Here is a 21,035-nt window from a genome sequence, read left to right on the forward strand (position 1 = left end):
TGCGGATACTATTACGCATTAAAAGGTTAAAAAAAGTTAAAAAGATTAATAAAATGTCAAACGAAAAAAAACAAAGATTCAAAACCGGCTATCCGTTGATTTTCCGAATGAGTTGAAGATATCCGGATCAACTTTTTTTCAAGGAAGGAACTGCTGGCAGAAACACTCATTTTAACCTCAATTTATAGTCGTTGCTTACCCGCCTTTAACACGCTTCTGACCGAGTTAGCACCGAGTATAGACCGAGCTTAGAGCGAAGTTAAACCTAGCTTGGGTAAAACCAGGTATTAACCTGTCTTATGCGTGTCACATCCTAAATAAACTATACCTATTAATGACTTAATTTGAGCCAGGTTATACACTTTGTCCTATACTGAAAAATGTTTACTGTTTCCCGTCCCTGTCTTTTAATGATCTCAAACCAATTAAATAAAGGCCAAAATCCCTGACAAAATAGCCAGCTAAAGACGCGTTTCTTTGGCCATAAATTTTAGCTTTGTTAAAGATGAAAACACTTTTAGGCACTTCGTTATTATTGCTTTCCTTTTCCACATTTGCACAACAGCAACAGGATACCACAAAGCGGTTAAAAGAGGTTCAGATCCGGCCCTATTTTTCTACGCAGCCATTATTGAGATCCACAGGTTCTATAGGTCTCCTCAATGCTTCTTTACTGGAAAAGCAACCAGGCGGATCTTTTGTTTCTGCCATGAATACCATCTCCGGATTGAGAATGGAAGAGCGTTCACCGGGAAGCTACCGTTTATCCATACGCGGAAGTTTATTGCGTTCTCCGTTCGGCGTCAGAAATGTGAAAATCTATTTTGACGATTTCCCCTTAACCGATGCCGGAGGAAACAGTTACCTCAATGCGCTTGAAGTTGCCGGAGCAAGTCAGATTCAGATCCTGAAAGGACCACAAGGAAGCATTTTTGGTGCAAATTCAGGTGGGGTGGTGTTGATTCAGCCTCAGGAAAACAATATTGGCGATCCATTAGCCAGTCTGAAGATCGAAGCAGGGGCCTATGGCAGCTTCCGGCAGCAGCTCAGCCTCGGACAACAATTTAACAAATACAGCCTGAATATTACTCAGGCTTATCAGCGCAGTGACGGATACCGGGACCATAGCGGGATGAGTAAAAAATATGTTCAGGCCCTTCAAAAATACAACTATGCGAAAGACAGAAGCCTTAAAGCACTGATCTTTTATTCTGATCTTCAGTACCAGACGCCAGGTGGATTAACGGAGGTACAATATCAGGAAAACCCAAAAGGATCGAGACCTGCGGACGGCGCCCTCAAAGGTGCCATACAGCAAAATGCGGGAATCCTTAGTAAAACTATATTTGGAGGCATTTCCCATGATTGGCAGATCAATAAGCAGCTGAAGCATGTTGTCTCTGTTTTTTCTTCTTATACCGACTTCAAAAATCCGTTTATCACCAACTATGAGAAAAGGAAAGAGTTCACTTTAGGGCTCCGCTCCTATCTGGAATATTACCGTCAAACGGAAATGCTGAATTACAGGTTCAACCTGGGACTGGAAAGCATGCAAACTGCCTCTGACATCAACAACTACGGCAATGACCAGGGGAACGCCACCGCATTGAAAGTAGGCGATAAACTGAAAGCTGCTTCCAATGTGGCTTTTGCACAGTTAACCATTGATTTGCAGGAAAAGTGGTTATTGGAGTTATCCGCCAGTACAAACTGGTACCAATATGCCTATAACAGCACTTTCCCTGTTGCGACAAACAGAAAAACCAACCGCTTTGACCTTCAGTTCATGCCTAGAGTCGCATTGTCTTATTTAATTGCTCCCAGCTTATCCTTACGGGGCGCCATTAGCAAAGGATACTCTCCACCTACCATCGCCGAGGTAAGGGCATCGGATAATGTCATCAATACCGACCTTCAACCGGAGTCCGGATGGAATTATGAAAGCGGAATCAGGTTTCAGGATCCTAAAGGCAGAATTCAGGCTGATCTTACCGGTTTCTATTACCGGTTGCAGCAGGCCATTGTCAGGCGCCTGAATACCGGCGGTTCCGAATATTTTATCAATGCAGGAGGTACAAAGCAATGGGGCCTGGAAACTTCCATCTCCGGCTGGCTTATTCCGGTTAATGCTTCAAAATTTATCCGGGGAGTACAACTGCGTAATGCTTATACCTTGAGTCAATTCAAATTTAACCGTTACAGTGATAAAACTTCCGACTATTCCGGCAACCAGCTTACCGGTGTTCCGAAACACATGCTGATTAGCAGTGCAGATGTTCAATTTGCCGGAACATGGTCTTTATTTGCCCAGCACAATTACACTTCCAGCCTGCCCCTCAACGATGCCAATACCGTTTATGCCAGAAAGTATCATTTGATCCAGACGAGATTGAGCTGGAAATACCGATCAGCCAGTAAGTCTCCACTGGAGTTCTTTGCCGGAGCAGACAACCTGTTAAATGAAAAATACAGTCTTGGAAATGATTTAAATGCCGCTGCAGGAAGGTATTTTAATGCAGCAGCGGGAAGAAATTTTTACGCCGGATTAAGCCTTCAGTTTAAGAGGAAATAACTACATCATTGTTGGTATGTTTGGAACACACCAACAATGATGTGCCCGGCTAGGCCTCCGTTTTCTCTGCTACTTCCAGGTGGTTCACAAAGATCTCGGTCGTCAGACGCTGTTCTCCTTTTTTATCGGTATAGCTTTGTACATTCAAACTTCCTTCAATACTGACTTCCGCTCCCTTTTTTATCATTTGTAAGGCAAGGTCTGCTTTCTTATTCCAGAAAACCAGATTGAACCATTGTGTCTGACACACGGCCTCACCTGCACCATTTTTAAAAAACTCATTAATTGCCAGGCTTACTCTGGCCACTTTTTTCTCATCGGAGAAGTTCACTACAATTGGATCTGTTCCTGCAAGTCCTGTTAAATACACACTGTTTCTGAAATTTTTCATCTCTTTAAATGATTAGGTTATCTATGGTTTAACGAACAGCAACCGCCCTGATTGCCGACGATACAAACCTCTGCATTCCTCAAATAATCCTCCTTATTTTAAGCGCTTATAATCGGTTATAAACGCTTATAAACGTTTAATCAGGAAATTTTATTAACTTAAACTTGTTTTAACCGAAATCCAGGAGAAATGGAAAGATCTTGTTTAGATTGTGAGCTGCCTTTGAAAGGTCGGGCAGATCAGAAATTCTGCAGTCAGCACTGCCGGAACAATTACAATAATGAGCACAAACACCCCGGGCAAGATCCCCTGAAGGTCATTAATAAAATCCTCAGGAAAAACAGGGACATCCTGAAACGGCTAAATCCGGATGGAAAAATAAAAATCAGCAGGCAACAACTGCTGGCTACCGGATTCAGGCTCGACTATTTTACCCACCTCTATCAAAACAAAAAGGGGAACACCTATCATTTCTGCTACGAATACGGTTATCTTTCTTTAGAAAATGACGAATATTTACTCGTTACCGAATATAAAGGATTAATGATATCTTTATGATTTAAACCCATCAACATGCTTAAATCATACACCTTTCTATTGCTGACCTTCTCCATGATGCTCTCCTTTAACAGCGACAGTTTCGCGAAGAAAAAAAAGATTCTGATCTTTTCCAAAACTGCCGGATTTCACCATAGCTCTATCCCCGCCGGAATTATGGCCATCCAACGTCTGGCGATGGAAAATAAGTTCATAGCAGACAGCACTACCGACGCGACAAAAATAAACACAACCAACCTTAAACAATATGCGGCGGTTGTCTTTCTCAATACTACCGGTGACATTTTTAATGAACAACAAGAAAAGGCATTTGAACAATACATCAAATCAGGAGGAGGTTTTGTGGGCGTACATGCAGCTACTGATACGGAGTTCGACTGGCCCTGGTATGGAAGACTTGCAGGTGCCTATTTTGTAAAACATCCGGCACAACAAGTTGCGGAACTGAATGTCCTTAACCGCAAAACGATTTCCACAGCACATTTACCAGAGGTCTGGAAAAGAAAAGACGAATGGTACAATTTCAAAGACATTTCCACCGATCTGAAGGTCCTCATCAGCATCGATGAAAACAGCTATCAGGGAGGAAGCAACGGGGCAAACCACCCTATGGCCTGGTATCATGATTTTGATGGTGGAAGGGCTTTCTATACCGGACTCGGGCATACGGAAGAATCTTATACTGATCCTCTTTTTTTACAACACCTGCTTGGAGGAATTCAATATGCAATGGGCGTAAAGCGAATGGAAAACTAAAAAACTTAGTGGATTCTTCTTCGCTTAAAAATCGGTTTGGCAGGATATTTCCGATGACGCATATTGTTAAATACCAGGGCAACCATAAATAAAATCAAGACACCGGTAAATACCGGGGAGAGGACATAAAGGTATCCCATTGCTTTGATTTTTGCTCCTCCGGTCACCGCAATTAAGGCAGTAGCCCCACCTGGTGGATGCAAAGTCTTCGTAATCTGCATGGCTACAATTGACAGCGAAACCGCCAATGCTCCTGCAAACCAGAGTTCAGAAGGAAAAAGCTTCAGGATGGTTACGCCAATGATGGCAGAGATGACATGCCCCCCGATCAGGTTCCGGGGTTGCGCCAAAGGACTGTTAATGATGCCATAAATCAATACCGAAGAAGCACCAAATGAGCCGATCAGGAATAAATTATCATTGGCAACCAGGTATTGGCTGTTGAGTAAACCAATCAAACCGATTCCAACAAAAGAACCGATAAAGGTTAAGACATGCTCCTTTGCATCAATTAAAGTCTCCCGGTACAGTACGTACCTTGCTCTGCGGTAATGTTTTCTAATGATCTTTCCTGGCATCCGAATCTATATTCGCCGCAAAAGTAACACAATATCTAGTGAAACACTAGTCTTTATCCGAATTTTATACCAAATGGAAAGGTGTTCCGCAGCTCTTGTTCCGGAACACCTTTCTGATTCCCTGCTTAATAAGCAGCTGTAAATCTTTGCTTTGGGTGTTTGTTGTTTTCCAGTTCATCGGCAATCACCACCGCTAAATCCTGCACCGAAAGGATGCTTCTGCCTTCTTCATTGAAAACCGGGCTGTTCGCACCTAAACGGTATTGACCCGTGCGTCCGGCAGTAATGCCAGGATGCATTTCTATGGCAGGGCTAAAGAAAGTCCATTCCAGTTCTTCTTCTTTTTTGATGGTATTCAGGTAATCTCTGGCAGCAGTAGCACCTGCTTTATATTCGGCAGGAAAATCTGGTCCGTCAACCAATTGATTTCCGTTGATTTCTAAACTTCCGGCACCACCAATTACAATCAGGCGGTTTACATCTGAGGCTTTAACTGCTTTTTGAATGGCTTCTGAACCGGCCACAAAATCATCGTAAAGATTTGGATTGGTCCAACCTGCGTTATATGCGCTGATTACCGCATCGGCGCCTTCAATCGCTGCTGCCAATGCTTCCGTATTTAATACATCTACTTCTTTTACATCCAGATGCGCATTGCTTTGTTTTACTTTCGCTGCATCTCTTACAATTCCCGTAACCTCATGACCACGGTTTAACAGCTCTTCTAAAATGTTTGACCCTACGAAGCCACTTGCTCCAATTAATGATACTTTCATGTTTTCTATTTTTTAGTTATATTGTAATGTTATTTGTTACAGTTATGGTTAAAAAAAATCAATCAAACTGATCACTGAAATCAGCTAATGTTTTTTTAGACAATTCGTTAACTAATACCTTTTCTGTATTGTCATATAATGTTTTTAAATGCTGACTTACCTGCTTACCCACTGCACAATGTGGATTGGGTTCATTTTTAGAAGTACCCAACAAGTTATTTTGTCTTACTGCAATGTAAACCTGATCTAAAGTGATTGTGTTTGCAGGTTTAGCCAGAAAACTCCCTCCGTTTTTACCTTCTTTACTCCCCACAAAGCCGTGGTTTCTTAAAGTGATCAGCTCCTTTCTTACCAGAACAGGGTTGATGTTGACACTCCCCGCGATATAGTCGGAAGACATCAACTCCCCTTTTGCTTTTTCAAGCAATGTCAGGATGTGTAAAGAAATAGCAAATCTTGCGTTGTTCATTCTGTAATTATTTTTATTACAGTACAAAGGTAATGCTATAATTGTTATTTCCAAAAAATATTTAAGATCGGCGAAGAAGTTTAACTTTGTCTGCTTATTGAGTTGCTTCCCCATGATGATGATCCCAGGTTCTTTTTTACACCGTCTTTTTTTAGCCTGCCTCCTGCTCCTATTTGCCCTCTCCTCCTGTAAAAGGGAAAGCAAAGCTGATGCTGCATTTTATTATTGGAAGCAAACCTTAACCTTAAATAAAGCACAACATCAGGTATTGGATGAAGTTGCCGCCGGCAAACTTTACCTGCGCTTCTTCGATATCAAATGGAATACCTATGCCGGAAAAGCGCATCCTGAAGCGATCATCAGTTTTAAGGAACCGGTAAAAACAACAAAGCTGACCCCCGTAGTCTTCATTACCAATCAGACCTTTGAAAAATTAAGCGTTGCTGGCGTGGATAGCCTCGCCATGCAAAGTAATACCTTATTACAGCACCTTGCACAAGCGCAAAAGATCAGTTATCAAAGTGTACAATTTGATTGCGACTGGAGCCTGGGAACGAAAGATAAATACTTTCAGTTTCTGAAAACCTTTAAGGCCATCAGCAAAAAACAACTGGAAGCAACCATCAGGCTCCACCAGGTAAAATACCAGGTCAGAACCGGCATTCCTCCTGTAGACAGAGGAATCCTCATGTTTTACAACATGGGAAAACTCTCTGCAAAGCCCGAAGATCCAAATTCCATCTATAATCCCAAAGATGCGGCAACTTATATCAGCTATCTTCCGAAATACGGCTTACCTTTGGACATTGCCTTACCGCTATTTTCCTGGTCAATTCACATCCGGAATGGCGAAATCATCCAGGTATATGGAAAAATCGGAAAGAAAGAACTGAGTAACCCGGAAAATTTTCAGCCTACTGCACATAAAAACGTGTATAAAGCGTTAAGGAGTTTCTTTACCGGAGGGATTTACGTGAAAACCGATGATCTTTTCAAGCTGGAAGAAACAGATAAAGCATTATTAGAACAGGCCACCATACAACTGGCCGAACATTTGAATAAAAAAGAACAAAAAACCATCATCTATTATGAAATTGGCAACCTCAACATTTCAACATTTAAAACAAAAGATTTCGAAGAAATTTCTGCTCATTTTTAGCCTTAGCACACTCTCTGTGGGTGGAGTGGTCTGGGCTTGCGCAGACTATGGCTATTCCGATGACTTTTCCAGCTTTAGCCCTGAAGCCTTTGTGGCTAAGGAATATACCCCATTCTTTTACAGCGATTTTTCGACCTATTACACCAAAGATTACACGTATAGAGATGACAATACCAACACCCGCTACAACGATCAGATTGTAAAAGAATGGTACGATTACTTTGGACAACAACTGAGTAAAAAAGACCTGGAATACCTCTTGCTAAAGACCAGTGCTAAAGGAATTGATTCTGTATATCAAAATTTCCAGGGCAAAATTAAAGTCCTGCCCGACAGCATGCCTCAGCTAAAAACATTGAAACTGGACAAGAAACAGGTCAACTCCTTTTTTGATTACCTCACACTGGCCAAATCTGCTGAAGAATTTTCCGCAAAATATCAGGAATATTATGGCTGGGATGAGAAACCAAATTATGCTGCGCCAAAATCAATGGAACAGTCCTTGTTGACTGCATTTCAAAAAACCAAGGATACCTTTATCAAGCAACGCCTCTGGTTCCAGCTGGTTCGCTATTATTATTTTCTGGAAAGAAGCACAGGGGTTAAACCTGTTAAAGATTCACAGCTGATCAAAGCATTTGATACCTATAAAGATACTTTCCCGAAAAACATGATCTATTACAGAACCCTGGGTTATGTTGCAGGAAGACATTACCTGGCGAAAGATTATGCAACTTCCAACTACCTTTTCAGCCTTTGCTACGATTATGCTTCAGAGATGAAAATTCCTGCAAAATGGGCTTTTCATCCAAACGAGGAAGCCGATTGGAAGCAGAGTCTGGCGATGGCCAAAACCAAGGAAGAGAAAATCACGCTCTGGCATTTACTGGGCATCTATTTTGATACAGAGCGGGCCATTCCGGAGATTGTAGCTTTAGATCCAAAATCAGAAAAATTAGACCTGCTCTTGAGCAGGGTGGTCAATATCACCGAAAGCAGTCGTTCTGGTTACTGGGGAGGAAAAGAGGATTCGACAAAAACCTTAAGGGCAAATACAGCCCTGGTGAGTGGTATCGCTTTGAAAAACAATACCTCCAAACCGTATTTCTGGAACCTTGCCGCAGGGTACCTGAACTTCATGAGTAAGAACTATACTCAGGCCGCGAAATTTTATCAGGCTGCAAAAACACAACTTCCTAAAGACAATGCGCTGATCATGGCTCAGTACAAGATTCTGGACTGGGGTTTATACATCAGACAACTGAAAAAGATCGACGCAAAGGCCGAGGCTAAAATGGTAGAGCCTTTAAACTGGTTTGCCAGACTTAAAGAGGGAAAAGACACCATCCCTGACCTTAGGTTCTATCAGTCTCTGAACGAAAGTCTGGTGGTGATCTCTAACCTTTATAAAAAACAAGGCGATCCTGTAAAAGCCAATATCTTCAGCAATTACAATGAATTTTACACGAACAACCAAAATATTGAAAGCCTGAAAACTCTGATGCAGAAAAGCAATCAGACTCCTTTTGAAAAGGCCATGTTACATTACTACCCTTACAAACTGGAAGATCTTTATTTCTTCCAGGCCACGGTATTGGTGTATCAGGAAAGACTGGATGAGGCGATTACATTTTTAGCAAAAAGCAACAGGGCAGATAGGTTGCTTTTAGGAAATCCTTTCAACATGCGTATCAACGATTGTCATGATTGCGACCATCAGATGGCACAGTCTAAAAAATTCAGTTCGATGAGCATGCTCAAGATGATGAAAAACCTGAAAGATGAGCTTACTGCCGGCAGAAACGTTTATAACAATGCAAACCTGCTTGCCAATGCCTATTACAACATTACCCATTATGGAAATGCAAGGGCATTTTACGAATCAGAACTTACCGATTCTTACAGCAGTTATGCCATGGGTATTCCCGCACCCTTCCGCCCGATGTTGCTTTCCGGAAAAATTGCAGAGAAGTATTACCTCATTGCAAGGGAGGCGACAAAGAGCAAAGAACAAAAGGCAAGGTGCACTTTCATGGCCAGCAAATGTGAGCGAAATGAAAGCTATAACCGTTCGTATGAGCTTCCGGAAAACAAGAACGCAGGTTACTGGAGTGTAAAGACAGATCCGGTTTATTTCGGCAGGTACTTTTCTGTCATGAGGCAACAGTATGCAGATACCAGATTCTACCAGGAAGTCTTAAATGAATGCGGGTATTTCAGGAAATATGTGAGCAAGGCCCGATAACCTATTTAAAAAGCAACATCGATGAAACCAGTTGTAGAACTGATTACGGCCTGGGCCGATTATGAAAGCAAAAATCCCGCTGCTTCGGTGGCGGAATTTTGCAGTCATTATTTGCTGAACAGCAAAGGCCTGACCGACGATACTCCGGTTGAAGTCCCGGCTTCAGACTCCGACGCCCAACTGGCCAGTCTCATTAACCAGCTTAACGCCATTCATGTCATTTATGCCAAAGCGCTATTAAAAGAAATCCCCGGAATAGAGTTGGAATGGTTTTATTTCATGAAAGAAATAGATCAGCAGAAAGAAGCCAGAAAATCTGACATTGTAAGCGCGGTATTTTTTGAACAATCAACCGGGATCGACATTCTCAACAGGATCAAAAAAGCAGGCTTGATCCAGGAAAGGAATGATCCAATGGATAAAAGAGCCAGGCTCGTAAAACTCAGTCCACAAGGAGAAAAGATACTTATTAATCTTCGTGACCTCCTCTCTAAAGCAGATCATATGTTGTATCAGGACCTTGCCGGATCCAATAAAAAGATGCTGATTAACCTCTTGTCCGATACCGGGAAAAAACACAACACCCTAATCTCAGAAAACCGCCATAAACACCTGGAAGAATTGATTACAGGGCATCAGCAGGAAAAGAAATAGCGCAAGTTTCGGGTTTTATCTCCTTGCTGCTTAGCGTAGTTTTGAATTGTAAATTTCGAAACATGGAAACATTAAATCAAATTGATTACCACAGAATTGAAAAAGCGATTGATTATTTAAAGGTCAACTTTAAACAACAACCTTCATTAGAGGATGTCGCCGCTCATGTATATCTGAGCCCCTTTCATTTTCAACGGATGTTTAAGGAATGGGCAGGTGTTACGCCAAAGAAATTTCTTCAATACCTGAGTATAGAGTATGCTAAAGGAATTCTGAAAGACCAGCAAAGTACCTTATTTGACGCCGCTTACGAAACCGGATTGTCAGGGACCAGCAGGCTTCATGATCTTTTCATCAAAATTGAGGGTATGACTCCCGGCGAGTATAAAAACGGTGGCGCGCAGCTTCAGATCAATTATAGTTTTGCGGAGAGTCCTTTTGGCTCGCTCATCGTTGCAGCAACGCCTAAGGGCATTTGTTATATGGCTTTTGCAGATGATCCGGACCTTGCCTTTCAGGAACTCCAGCAGCTCTTTCCCAACGCTAAATACCGTCAGGTTCTGGACATGATGCAGCAAAATGCGCTATATATTTTCGGGAAAGACTGGAGCAGGCTACAGGAACTGAAACTCCATCTGAAAGGGACAGATTTTCAAATTAAAGTTTGGGAAACCTTACTTAAAGTACCAGTCGGTGAATTGTCAACCTATTCGGCGATAGCGTCTGCGATTGACCACCCTAAAGCATCCAGAGCAGTCGGTTCGGCAGTGGGCGATAATCCCGTCGCATTTCTGATTCCTTGTCACAGGGTGATCAAATCTACAGGAGAATTGGGTCAATACCATTGGGGTAGTCCGCGGAAGACCGCCATGATTGGTTGGGAAGCGGCACAAACAGATTTAAGCCTCTGATCGTTTGGACAGCGATCTCCAAAGGTAGAAAACAAGGTAGCTCTCCCATGTGGGATAAGCAGAAAAGAAATTCTGGATTTCCAGGGCTTGTTTTTTATCCGCAATGATGCCATGCATCAGCAAAGCATTTAATAATCCTGCGTCTCCGAAGGGGATGCAGGTTCTTTCTTTCAAACATTTCATCAGGGTATAATTGGCAGTCCATAGCCCTACCCCTTTGATGTCCATCAGGGCCTTTTGTCTTGAAGCAAGGTCAGGCAGCTGCAGCAGTCCTTGTTTACTAAGCTGCTTGCTGGCAAAAGCCCCGGCAATGAGGGTCAGGTAAAGCGCTTTGCTTTTGGAAAATTGCATCCCCTGCAATTCTTCCACACTGGCTTCGGCCAATACCGCAGCATCTGGGAACAGGTAATAAGCATCGCCTTGATGGTCTAGTCGCCGGCCATATCGTTCTACCAGTCTTCTTTTTAATTTATAGGCGAAGGTAAGGTTGATCTGTTGTCCGATAATCGCCCAGCAAATGGCTTCGAACATATCCGGAATTCCGACCAGCCGAAGACCATGGTAGGCATTTGCCATAAAGGCCAATCGAGAGTCTTTGGCGAGTAGTGTATAAAAAGGACTCAGGTCGAGCCCCATATCAAACCAATCTTCTATATATTTTTTTAGAGCCGGTTCCTCATCGACCGACAGCTCCCCCTGCAAGACAGAGATCAGCAGTTGATCTGCATCGGCTTTGATGTTCAGCAGAACCACACTTTCATTCAGCAACAGGGCTTTGCTCAGGCCATCCCTGTTTACTTTCAGCATACAATCGTCGAAATCACGGTCTAAAAACCACAGACATTCTCCAAAGCTAAAATCAGGAGGTATTGATATGCTAAGTATGCGTTTACCCATTTTCAAAAATAGGCAATTGAACATAGAATTAAATCTGATTCTTGCTAAAATGCCATTTGGATAAGATTCGGACCTACAGATCGAAGAAGAATAAAAATTCTTCCGATCTTTGTCCGCATCCATTACCCTTAGTTTCGCCGTAGCCGCATGTCATCAAAATTCTTATTCCACTGTAAAGTAGTATTCCTGATTCTTTTCCTGCTAACGAGTAAACATTCAGAAGCGCAGGAAGCGGTCACTATAAGCGATCAGATTGACCAGCATATTTTCTCCTTTAAACAGATTGAAATGCTACATGATCCGGAGAATAAGCTCAGTTTTGAACAGATTCACAGTAAAGCATACGACAAAAACTTTGTAGCCAGTAAACGGAGTACCCCACAGACCATTCAGCTGAATTCTCCTTATTGGTTCAGGATTAAGATAAAACACAACAGCAAGGCGGAGAAATATTTTCTCCTGGAATTTTTTGACCAGACCTTAGACCATGTGACCGCCTATATTCCACAGCAGGATGGAAGTTACAAGATCAGGGAGTTTGGCGACCGCTTTAATTTTGAGGAGCGCAGGTTACAGCATAAGAATTTTGAGTTTTACCTCTCCAACAATAGTGATGAAGTGCAGACCTATTATTTCAAGATTCAGTCTTCACAGATTGGTGATGCCATCATTGTACTTCGTTCTGTAGATTGGTTTATCTCTTATGCGGTAGACGAGTACTTCTATTTCGGCATTTTCTATGGGATGATCCTGGTATTTAGTTTTTACAACCTGATCATGTTTATCGCCATGCGCCAAAAGCAATACCTGTATTACGTGCTTTACAACCTGAGTGTTGGCTTTTTTGAGATGAGCACAGATGGGATTGCCTATCAGTATCTCTGGCCTAACCACCCGGTCTGGAATCAGACGGCTTATGCTTTCTCCCTTTATGCCGTCAGCATTTTTGCCTTGCTCTTTACCCGGGAACTGTTGTTTGTCAAGTCCAAAGCGCCGAAGCTCAATCAGCTGATTCTGATCGTTATTGCCATCCGGACGATTTGGTTTTTATATTGTCTGGCATTCAACCAGAACCTGTTCAACTATAAGTTCATTGATGCCATTCCCCTTGCCGTTGCCTTTTTTACAGGAATATACATTTACAAACAGGGTTATCTCCCTGCCCGTTTCTTTGTTTTGGGATATAGCTTCCTCTTTGCAGGTTTTCTCCTTAAATTTCTCATCATGCTGGGCTTTGACACCTTGAATTTTGGGGTCATCAGCTATTACAGCCTCAGCTTCTGTTTCATCCTGGAAATGGTCTTTCTTTCTTTTGCGATCGGCGATAAGGTCAGTATTCTTAAAAAGAAGAAAGATAAAGTACAACGGCAGATGATCCGTCAGATGGCGCTGAATGCGAAGTTAAAAGACAGCCTGAATGAAGAACTGGAAAGTCAGGTTCAGGAGCGAACCAGAGAGGTTTTCCATAAATCATTGATCATTGAAGCCAAAAATGGGGAACTGCAGAAGGCCAATGATCTGTTGAAACAACAGGCAGAAGAGATTTCCAGAATGAACACCTTACTGGAACAGGACAATCAGGAACTGCAGACCAATGTGGAGAAAGTTACCCGCGACCGGGTGATGTCGGCCGATGTGGATTTCGAAGAGTTCAGTAAGATTTACCCGGATAAAGAAAGCTGTAATTTATTCCTTTCCGAGCTCAAATGGAAAGATGGTTACACCTGCAGGAAGTGTAAGAACGACCATTATTATAACGGCCATATTGCCTATAGCCGACGTTGCAGCAAATGCAGTTATGAAGAATCGGTGACCACCTATACCATTTTCCACAATACCCGGATTCCAATCGTGAAAGCTTTTTATATGATCTTCCTGATCTTCTCTTCGAAAGGTAAGATCTCCTCCCATAAATTAGCGGAGATCTTAGGCATCCGGCAAAGCACTTGCTGGACCTATGGTTCCAGAATAAAACAGGTGATGGAAGAGCGAAAAACCCAACTTAAAAAAGCAAATAAAAACGGCTGGAGCCTCCTCGTGCTCGACTAATAAAGCATCGAAAGCGCTCAAACGCGCAATTTTATTGTACTTTTTGACCTGTCTGCATTTTTTTTGACACGATAAAGACAAGGGTACCTAAGCGTATCAACACCAGCATCTGTTCCCGGCCTACTCCTACCTCTAAGCACTGTATATCAGCACTTAGGCCGATTCTCACCTATGGTACCAAAGCGTATCAAAACACACACAACAATCTAATTATCAGATATTTACGCAAAATAAATTAGTTCATTCACTAGGAATTAACATTAAAGGAACCTTAACTTTATCACATCAAATTCAATTAAACAAAAGCAAAAATTATGAGAAAAAAGTTTACTCTTTTCATCTTCTGTCTGTTCTGTGGGATCTCCATCAGTATGGCACAGGAGCTCAACATCAAAGGAGCGGTAAAGGACCATCAGGGTTTGCCACTTCCGGGGGTTTCTGTTAAAGTAAAGGGAACCAGTAAAGGAGCGATGACCAACGCTGACGGAAGTTATTCCCTTAGTGCTCCTGCAAATGCAACCTTAACCTTTTCTTTCATCGGTTATAAAACGATCGAAGAGGTTATTGGCAACAGAACCCAGCTAAACATCAATCTCAGTGAAGACAACAACCAACTCAATGAAGTCATTGTAGTCGGCTATGGAACACAAACCAAGAAAGACCTGACTACGGCAGTCACCACCATTACTTCAAAAGACCTTAAAAACCAACCGATCACGAGCCCTTTACAGGCTGTTCAAGGTAAAGCGGCGGGTGTACAGGTCAGCTCACAGTCTGGTAAACCAGGTTCAGATATTACCATTAGTATTCGTGGAAACACCTCTATTACTGCATCTAACAGTCCTTTATACGTAATTGACGGAATCACCTCCAGAACTGCTGGTTTCCTCAATCCCAATGACATTGAGTCTCTAACCATCTTAAAAGATGCTTCCGCAGCTGCCATTTATGGATCAAGCGGTGCGAATGGTGTGGTATTGATCACGACCAAGAAAGGGACTTCCGGAAAAGTGAAAGTAGACTTTAATGCTTTTACCGGATTTTCCAACTTCTGGCGCAAGCAAAAAGTATTGAACAATGAGCAATACATTACGCTGCAGAAAGAACTGGGTTATACCACGTTTGGTGGCGACAGCAATACCGACTGGCAAAAAGAAACCTTTGGTACGGGAACACAAAACCAGTATCAGGTGGCGATTTCCGGTGGCGGCAAGGGAGGTCAGTATTACCTGTCTTCGGGCTATCAGCAGGACAAAGGTGTGGTTGCTCCGGCTAAATTAGACCGGTATACCTTCAATTTCAACGGATCTCAAAAGGCGACCTCATGGCTGAAATTCACAGCAAATGCGGCATTGACTTCCAGAAATTCGATTGATGTATCTGACAACAATGGCGTGGCCAATGGAGGTGTGATCTTATCCGCCCTGAATACGCCTTCCACCATAGGAATTTACAATCCTGATGGCACCTATACTACACTGCCAAATGCAGGAGGATGGGACAATCCTATAGCCCTGGCCTTTGGTGCAAAAAACAAAACCCGCAATTTCAGGTTTATCGGTGCATTTAGCGGAGAGCTGAACTTTACAAAAGACCTCTCTTTTAAATCTACCATCAGTACCAATTTAAACAAGAATTTCTATGATTATTCCCTGGACGCCTTCAAGACTACTTATGGACGTCAGGAACGCGGAATATACAGAAACAACCATACCCGTGATCATGTCTGGCTAAATGAGAATATCCTGAACTATAAAAAAGATTTCGGAAAAAATGCTTTCGGCGCAACCGCAGGTTACACCATTCAGGAATCCGATTATAAATACCGTGATTACCAGGAGACGAGATTCTTTGACCTGACCGGCACCATTCCACAAAAACCTTCGGTATCGCCAACGATTCCAAAGAGAGCACAGTGGGCCAAACAATCTTATCTGGCGAGAGTTACTTATGCTTACGACAGCAAATATTTATTCAGCACCAATTTCAGAGCGGATGGTTCCTCACGCTTTAGCAAAAACAATCAGTTTGGGTACTTCCCCTCAGCTTCTGCAGGCTGGAGAATTTCCGGAGAGAATTTCCTGAAAGACAGCAAAACCATTAACGATTTAAAAATCAGAGGAAGCTGGGGTAAAGTGGGTAATGACGAAGGAATCGGCGATTATTCTTATATGAAATTGTATGAGATCAATGCCCAAAACACCTATACATTGAAAAATCCGGAGAACAAAGACCTTGCCTGGGAAACGACGACTCAGACAAATATTGGTTTGGATTTAACGATGTTTAACAATAGGGTGACCTTTACCGCAGATGCTTATTTAAAGAAAACGGACGACTTGTTGATTAATGTACAACTTCCACTTTCTTCAGGCTTCGTAGAACAGGCATTTAACATCGGCTCTATGGAAAACAAGGGATTGGAGTTTAGCTTATCCACCAAAAACTTCGACCGCAAGAAATTTACCTGGTCAACAGATTTGAACATTTCATTCAATAAAAATAAGGTAACGAGCCTTGGAGAAACGACAGCTTCACTCGATTTCGCACCAATTGCCAGACGGACCTCTGCCGTACGCGTGGTAGAAGGAATGCCATTGGGAAGCTTTTATGGTTACAAATTTACCGGAGTTAATCCTGAAACCGGAATGGCCACTTACGAGGACCTAAACGACGATAAAAAAATTGATGCGAACGACAGAACCTTTATTGGTTCCGCACAACCGGATTTCACTTATGGTATCACCAACAACCTGACTTATGGAAATTTTGGATTAAATATTTTCTTCCAGGGAGTACAAGGCAATCAGTTGTTCAATGCTTCAGGAATTGACCTCGAGGGAATGATTGACGCTAAAAACCAATCTGACAGGGTATTAAACAGGTGGACGCCTTCCAATACAAATACCAATATCCCTAAAGCAGTAAAAGATGATGTCAACAATTCATTAACCTCCAGCAGATTTGTAGAAAATGCTTCTTATCTCCGTCTGAAAACAGCCACACTTTCTTACAATTTTGGGGCAACAGCACTAGGCAGGTTGAAAATGAGTAAACTCACCTTGTTTGCTACAGGATACAATATCCTCACCTTCACCAAATACAAGGGACTGGATCCTGAAGTGAACCAGTACAGTTCAAATGGTCCTCAGATGGGCGTCGATTATGGAACCTATCCGCAAAGCAGAAGCTTTCTGTTTGGTGTAAACGTTGGATTTTAAATATTAGAACATCATGAAACTTAAATTATATTCAATCATCACGGCAGCAGCGATTACCATTAGTCTGCAGACTGCCTGTAAAAAAGATTTCCTCGATAAAAAACCTTTCAATCAGGTTACCGGAGATGTGGCCTTTGTGGATCTGGCCGGAGCAGAAAAATTACTTGCCGGTGCTTACGGAAGCATGTACAACGATGCCAATATCTGGGATTTTATGATCAACGGAGACGTGAGTGCAGACAATGCTTACTCAGGAGGAGACAATGCCAACATCAATGACCTGGATCTTTTCAAAAGCATTTCTACCAATGAAATTGTAGAAAGAGACTGGAGGGGCTTTTATAGCAATATTAAAGACGCGAATGAAGTGTTGGAAAATGTACCGAATATCAAAGATCCGGAGCTTGATAAGGGCGACAGACGCAATCAGATTCTTGGAGAGGCTTCCGGCCTGAGGGCTTACTATTACTTCCATCTTGTCCGCCTTTGGGGTCCGGTGCCATTGGTACTGAAATCGGCTACAAATCTGGCAGAGATGCAGGCTCCGAAATCAAGCGTAGATCAGGTATATGCGCAGATCATTAAAGATCTTGAATTCGCCCTGGCCAATACCAGGACTACTGCCCCTCACAAAGGGATCATTACCAAGGGTGTTGCCAATGCTTTACTCGCTAAAGTATATGCGACGAAACCAAATCCCGACTGGAACAAAGTGAACCAATATGCCGATGCAACCATTAACGGGGGTTATAGCCTGTTTGGTAGTTTTGACGGATTGTTCAGTGGTGCCAACAAAAACAATTCCGAAGCGATCTGGGAAATGCAGTACGATGGATGGGGTGGTCCTCAGGGACGTGGAAACTGGATGCCCGGCTTGCTGATTGGCTCAGGATGGAAAAGGTTCTGCACCCCAACAAATGACCTGGTAAAGGCATTTGAAGACGAAGGTGATGTGGTTCGTAAAAATTCCAGTATTACCTTTAAAAATGTGGCAACGGAAGGCTGGGCAGATATTTACTGGTCAAAAAACAATTACCCCTTTATTAACAAATATAGGCTGGACGATAAAACAAACACTTATATCCTTCGTTTGGCAGATATTATCCTCCTCAAAGCTGAAGCACTAAACGAGATCAGTGCCGGAGGATGGGCGCAATCCAAAGTACTGGTAGATCAGATCAGAGGCCGCGTTAACCTTTTGGGAACTCCTGCTGCAAATCAGGCTGACATGCGTTTGGCTATTGAAAAAGAACGTCGCCTGGAGCTGGCATTTGAAGGTCACAGGTGGTTCGACCTCATCCGTACCAACAGAGCTGTAGCGGTGATGAACGCACAAAAAGATGGTACAGGGGCATCACTCAACTATAACATTACGAATGCAAATCTTCAACTGCCGATTCCTCAGAAAGAAATCGACAGAAATCCGAATATCAATAAATAAAATTCCGGGGGGAGCGCTTCAATTCCGGCGCTCCTCTTTTTTAAGCACACAACATGAAATTAAAAAGAACCCTTTCTTTATTGCTCCTATCCGGCTGCTTAGGTACAGCCAATGCCCAAACCAATAACCAGGCAAAAGTGGAAAGCCTGCTGAAAAAGATGAGTCTCGAAGAGAAAGTCGGACAAATGGCTCAAATTACCCTGGATGTAATTGGCAAAGGAAAAGGACGTTTTGAAAGCGACGAGCCCTTTGGTTTAGACGAAAAAGAATTGCAAAGAGTCCTGGTAAAATACCATGTAGGCTCGGTCCTGAATACGTCGAATAACAGGGCAAGAACACCGCAGGTCTGGTATAACATCATCAGCAAGATCCAGCATGTGGCGATGAAACAAACACCCAATAAGATTCCTGTAATCTATGGCGTGGATGAAATCCATGGTGCCACCTATACCGTTGGTGCCACCATGTTCCCGCAGCAAATCGGACAGGCAGCTACCTTTAACCGTTCATTGGTTAAAAATGGCGCTTCGATTACGGCTTATGAAACCCGTGCAAGTTCTATTCCATGGAACTTTGCTCCTTTGCTTGATCTTGGTGCAGACCCACGCTTCCCACGTCAATGGGAAAGCTTTGGTGAAGACCCTTATCTGATCAAAGAACTGGGCGTTGCGGCAGTGAAAGGTTATGAAGGAGAAGACGGAAGCGTTGCACATCCGGAAAAAGTAGCTTCTTCGATCAAACACTTCCTGGGTTATCAGGTTTCCGTTTCAGGGAAAGACAGAACTCCGGCATTTATCTCAGACCAGGCTTTAAGAGAATATCACCTGCCTCCTTTTAAAGCGGCAATTGACGCTGGTGCAAAAACCATTATGATCAATTCAGGAATCATCAACGGTGTTCCTGTTCATGCAAACTATCATATCCTTACAGAACTGTTGAAAGAAGAACTGAACTTCAAAGGTCTGGTAGTAACGGATTGGGGAGATATCGAAAATCTTTACAAAAGAGACCGCATTGCCAAAGACGATAAAGAAGCGATCATGATTGCCATCAATGCCGGAATCGACATGTCTATGATTGCTTACAATTACGAGACCTTCTGCGATAACCTGATTGCATTGGTGAAAGAAGGAAAAGTAAAAGAATCACGTATTGATGATGCGGTGAGAAGAATCCTATGGGTAAAATATGAATTGAATCTTTTTGAAAAACCAACCACCAATCCTAAAGATTATCCAAAATTCGGAAGTAAAGAATTTGAGCAGGCTGCTTATCAAACTGCAGCAGAATCAATCACTTTGTTGAAAAACACAGATCAGATCCTTCCATTGGCCAAAGGAACAAAAATCCTCGTAACCGGCCCCAATGCCAATTCCATGAGAACCCTGAACGGGGCATGGACCTATTCATGGCAGGGAGAAAAAGTAGAAGAATTTGCAGCGAAGTACAACACCATTCTGGAAGCATTGCAACATAAAGCAGGAAAAGAAAATGTAAGCTACCTGCCTGGCGTAAGCTATAAGATGGATGGCAAATATTACGACGAATATGCAGATCAAATGGAAGAAACCATCGCCGCAGCAAAAAATGCAGATGTGATTGTTTTGTGTCTTGGAGAAAACTCGTATACAGAATCACCGGGAAACATGAACGATTTATACCTGTCGGACCTGCAAACAGAGCTGGCTCAGAAACTGGCTGCTACGGGTAAAAAAGTGATCCTGGTGTTGAATGAAGGAAGACCCCGTGTGATCAGCAAATTTGAGAAGAAAATGAATGCGATTGTGCAGACCTACCTTCCGGGTAACTTTGGTGGTGATGCCCTTGCGGATGTTTTATATGGTGAGGTTAACCCTTCCGGAAAACTTCCTTACACCTATCCACAGTTTCCTAACGCCTTGTTTACTTATTACCATAAACCTTCAGAATCTAAAGGAACTACAGAAGGTGTTTACAACTATGATTCGGATTATAACCCTCAATATGTTTTCGGTCATGGCTTAAGTTATACGACGTTTAAATACGACCAGCTGAAATTGAGCAGCAATACCCTTAAAAAAGGAGAAAACCTGAACATCACGGTCAATGTGAGCAATACCGGTAAAGTGGATGGAAAAGAGACGGTCCTGTTATTTACGTCTGATTTAGTGGCTACTTTGATTACTCCTGATGTGAAACGTCTGAGAGGATTTGAAAAGATCGAATTGAAAGCAGGTGAGACAAAAACAGTAACTTTTAAAATCGATGCATCAGATATTGGTTTCATCAATACCGAGAATAAGCTGGTTACCGAAGCAGGAGAATTTAGCCTACAGATCGGAGACCAGAAAGTAACCTTTAATTATATCCCTTAATTCA

General features: G+C 42.6%; 16 protein-coding genes. 11 read left to right on the forward strand and 5 right to left on the reverse strand.

The genetic code is table 11. From position 1 onward, the window contains the following. The first annotated feature begins 505 nt into the window (after positions 1 to 505). On the forward strand, positions 506 to 2,572 hold the full coding sequence (locus AAFF35_RS25630; protein ID WP_342329362.1) for a TonB-dependent receptor: 2,067 nt from the start codon (positions 506 to 508) through the stop codon (positions 2,570 to 2,572). 49 nt (positions 2,573 to 2,621) lie between these two features. Here AAFF35_RS25630 and ssb read toward each other — a convergent pair whose 3' ends face one another. After that, a complete protein-coding gene (ssb, locus tag AAFF35_RS25635; protein WP_342329363.1) occupies positions 2,622 to 2,963 on the reverse strand; it encodes a single-stranded DNA-binding protein in 342 nt (113 codons plus the stop codon). Positions 2,964 to 3,152: 189 nt separating this feature from the next. Between ssb and AAFF35_RS25640 the strand changes: the two genes are divergently transcribed. Beyond that, positions 3,153 to 3,521, forward strand: coding sequence for a hypothetical protein (locus tag AAFF35_RS25640; RefSeq protein ID WP_342329364.1), 369 nt, complete (start codon positions 3,153 to 3,155; stop codon positions 3,519 to 3,521). 15 nt (positions 3,522 to 3,536) lie between these two features. Beyond that, positions 3,537 to 4,277: a ThuA domain-containing protein gene (locus AAFF35_RS25645; RefSeq protein WP_342329365.1), complete on the forward strand. Its 741-nt coding sequence runs from the start codon at positions 3,537 to 3,539 to the stop codon at positions 4,275 to 4,277. Positions 4,278 to 4,282: 5 nt separating this feature from the next. Here AAFF35_RS25645 and AAFF35_RS25650 read toward each other — a convergent pair whose 3' ends face one another. The 3 genes from AAFF35_RS25650 to AAFF35_RS25660 form a co-directional block, all read right to left on the reverse strand. Next, positions 4,283 to 4,855, reverse strand: a complete 573-nt coding sequence (locus AAFF35_RS25650) for an HPP family protein (protein ID WP_342329366.1) — start codon at positions 4,853 to 4,855, stop codon at positions 4,283 to 4,285. Positions 4,856 to 4,980: 125 nt separating this feature from the next. Next, positions 4,981 to 5,631, reverse strand: a complete 651-nt coding sequence (locus tag AAFF35_RS25655; RefSeq protein ID WP_342329367.1) for an NAD(P)H-binding protein — start codon at positions 5,629 to 5,631, stop codon at positions 4,981 to 4,983. Between the two features lie 58 nt (positions 5,632 to 5,689). Further along, the gene (locus AAFF35_RS25660; protein WP_342329368.1) at positions 5,690 to 6,100 is read right to left on the reverse strand and encodes an Rrf2 family transcriptional regulator; all 411 of its coding nucleotides are present in this window, start codon (positions 6,098 to 6,100) and stop codon (positions 5,690 to 5,692) included. A gap of 112 nt (positions 6,101 to 6,212) precedes the next feature. On the opposite strand from AAFF35_RS25660, the gene AAFF35_RS25665 reads away from it, so the two are divergent. The 4 genes from AAFF35_RS25665 to AAFF35_RS25680 all read left to right on the forward strand — a co-directional run bounded on the left by AAFF35_RS25665 (position 6,213) and on the right by AAFF35_RS25680 (position 11,069). Further along, positions 6,213 to 7,259: a hypothetical protein gene (locus AAFF35_RS25665; RefSeq protein ID WP_342329369.1), complete on the forward strand. Its 1,047-nt coding sequence runs from the start codon at positions 6,213 to 6,215 to the stop codon at positions 7,257 to 7,259. Next, entirely contained in the window at positions 7,189 to 9,504 is a 2,316-nt protein-coding gene (locus AAFF35_RS25670; protein WP_342329370.1) for a hypothetical protein, read from the forward strand. The genes AAFF35_RS25665 and AAFF35_RS25670 overlap by 71 nt, the downstream gene beginning before the upstream one ends. Positions 9,505 to 9,525: 21 nt before the next feature. Then, positions 9,526 to 10,158 carry a MarR family winged helix-turn-helix transcriptional regulator gene (locus tag AAFF35_RS25675; RefSeq protein WP_342329371.1) on the forward strand — a complete coding sequence of 211 codons (633 nt, stop codon included), beginning with the start codon at positions 9,526 to 9,528 and terminating at the stop codon, positions 10,156 to 10,158. A 62-nt stretch (positions 10,159 to 10,220) separates the two neighbouring features. After that, a complete protein-coding gene (locus AAFF35_RS25680; protein WP_342329372.1) occupies positions 10,221 to 11,069 on the forward strand; it encodes a methylated-DNA--[protein]-cysteine S-methyltransferase in 849 nt (282 codons plus the stop codon). Here the strand turns inward: AAFF35_RS25680 and AAFF35_RS25685 are convergent. Continuing rightward, the gene (locus AAFF35_RS25685) at positions 11,058 to 11,966 is read right to left on the reverse strand and encodes a DNA glycosylase (RefSeq protein ID WP_342329373.1); all 909 of its coding nucleotides are present in this window, start codon (positions 11,964 to 11,966) and stop codon (positions 11,058 to 11,060) included. The genes AAFF35_RS25680 and AAFF35_RS25685 overlap by 12 nt on opposite strands. Positions 11,967 to 12,113: 147 nt before the next feature. On the opposite strand from AAFF35_RS25685, the gene AAFF35_RS25690 reads away from it, so the two are divergent. From AAFF35_RS25690 to AAFF35_RS25705, 4 genes are all read left to right on the forward strand, one after another. Further along, positions 12,114 to 14,015: a 7TM diverse intracellular signaling domain-containing protein gene (locus AAFF35_RS25690; protein ID WP_342329374.1), complete on the forward strand. Its 1,902-nt coding sequence runs from the start codon at positions 12,114 to 12,116 to the stop codon at positions 14,013 to 14,015. A 314-nt stretch (positions 14,016 to 14,329) separates the two neighbouring features. After that, on the forward strand, positions 14,330 to 17,236 hold the full coding sequence (locus AAFF35_RS25695) for a TonB-dependent receptor (RefSeq protein ID WP_342329375.1): 2,907 nt from the start codon (positions 14,330 to 14,332) through the stop codon (positions 17,234 to 17,236). Between the two features lie 13 nt (positions 17,237 to 17,249). Beyond that, entirely contained in the window at positions 17,250 to 18,677 is a 1,428-nt protein-coding gene (locus tag AAFF35_RS25700; RefSeq protein WP_342329376.1) for a RagB/SusD family nutrient uptake outer membrane protein, read from the forward strand. 53 nt (positions 18,678 to 18,730) lie between these two features. Continuing rightward, entirely contained in the window at positions 18,731 to 21,031 is a 2,301-nt protein-coding gene (locus AAFF35_RS25705; RefSeq protein WP_342329377.1) for a glycoside hydrolase family 3 N-terminal domain-containing protein, read from the forward strand. The last annotated feature ends 4 nt before the right edge of the window (positions 21,032 to 21,035 follow it).

The organism is Pedobacter sp. FW305-3-2-15-E-R2A2, assembly GCF_038446955.1.
GTDB lineage: Bacteria > Bacteroidota > Bacteroidia > Sphingobacteriales > Sphingobacteriaceae > Pedobacter.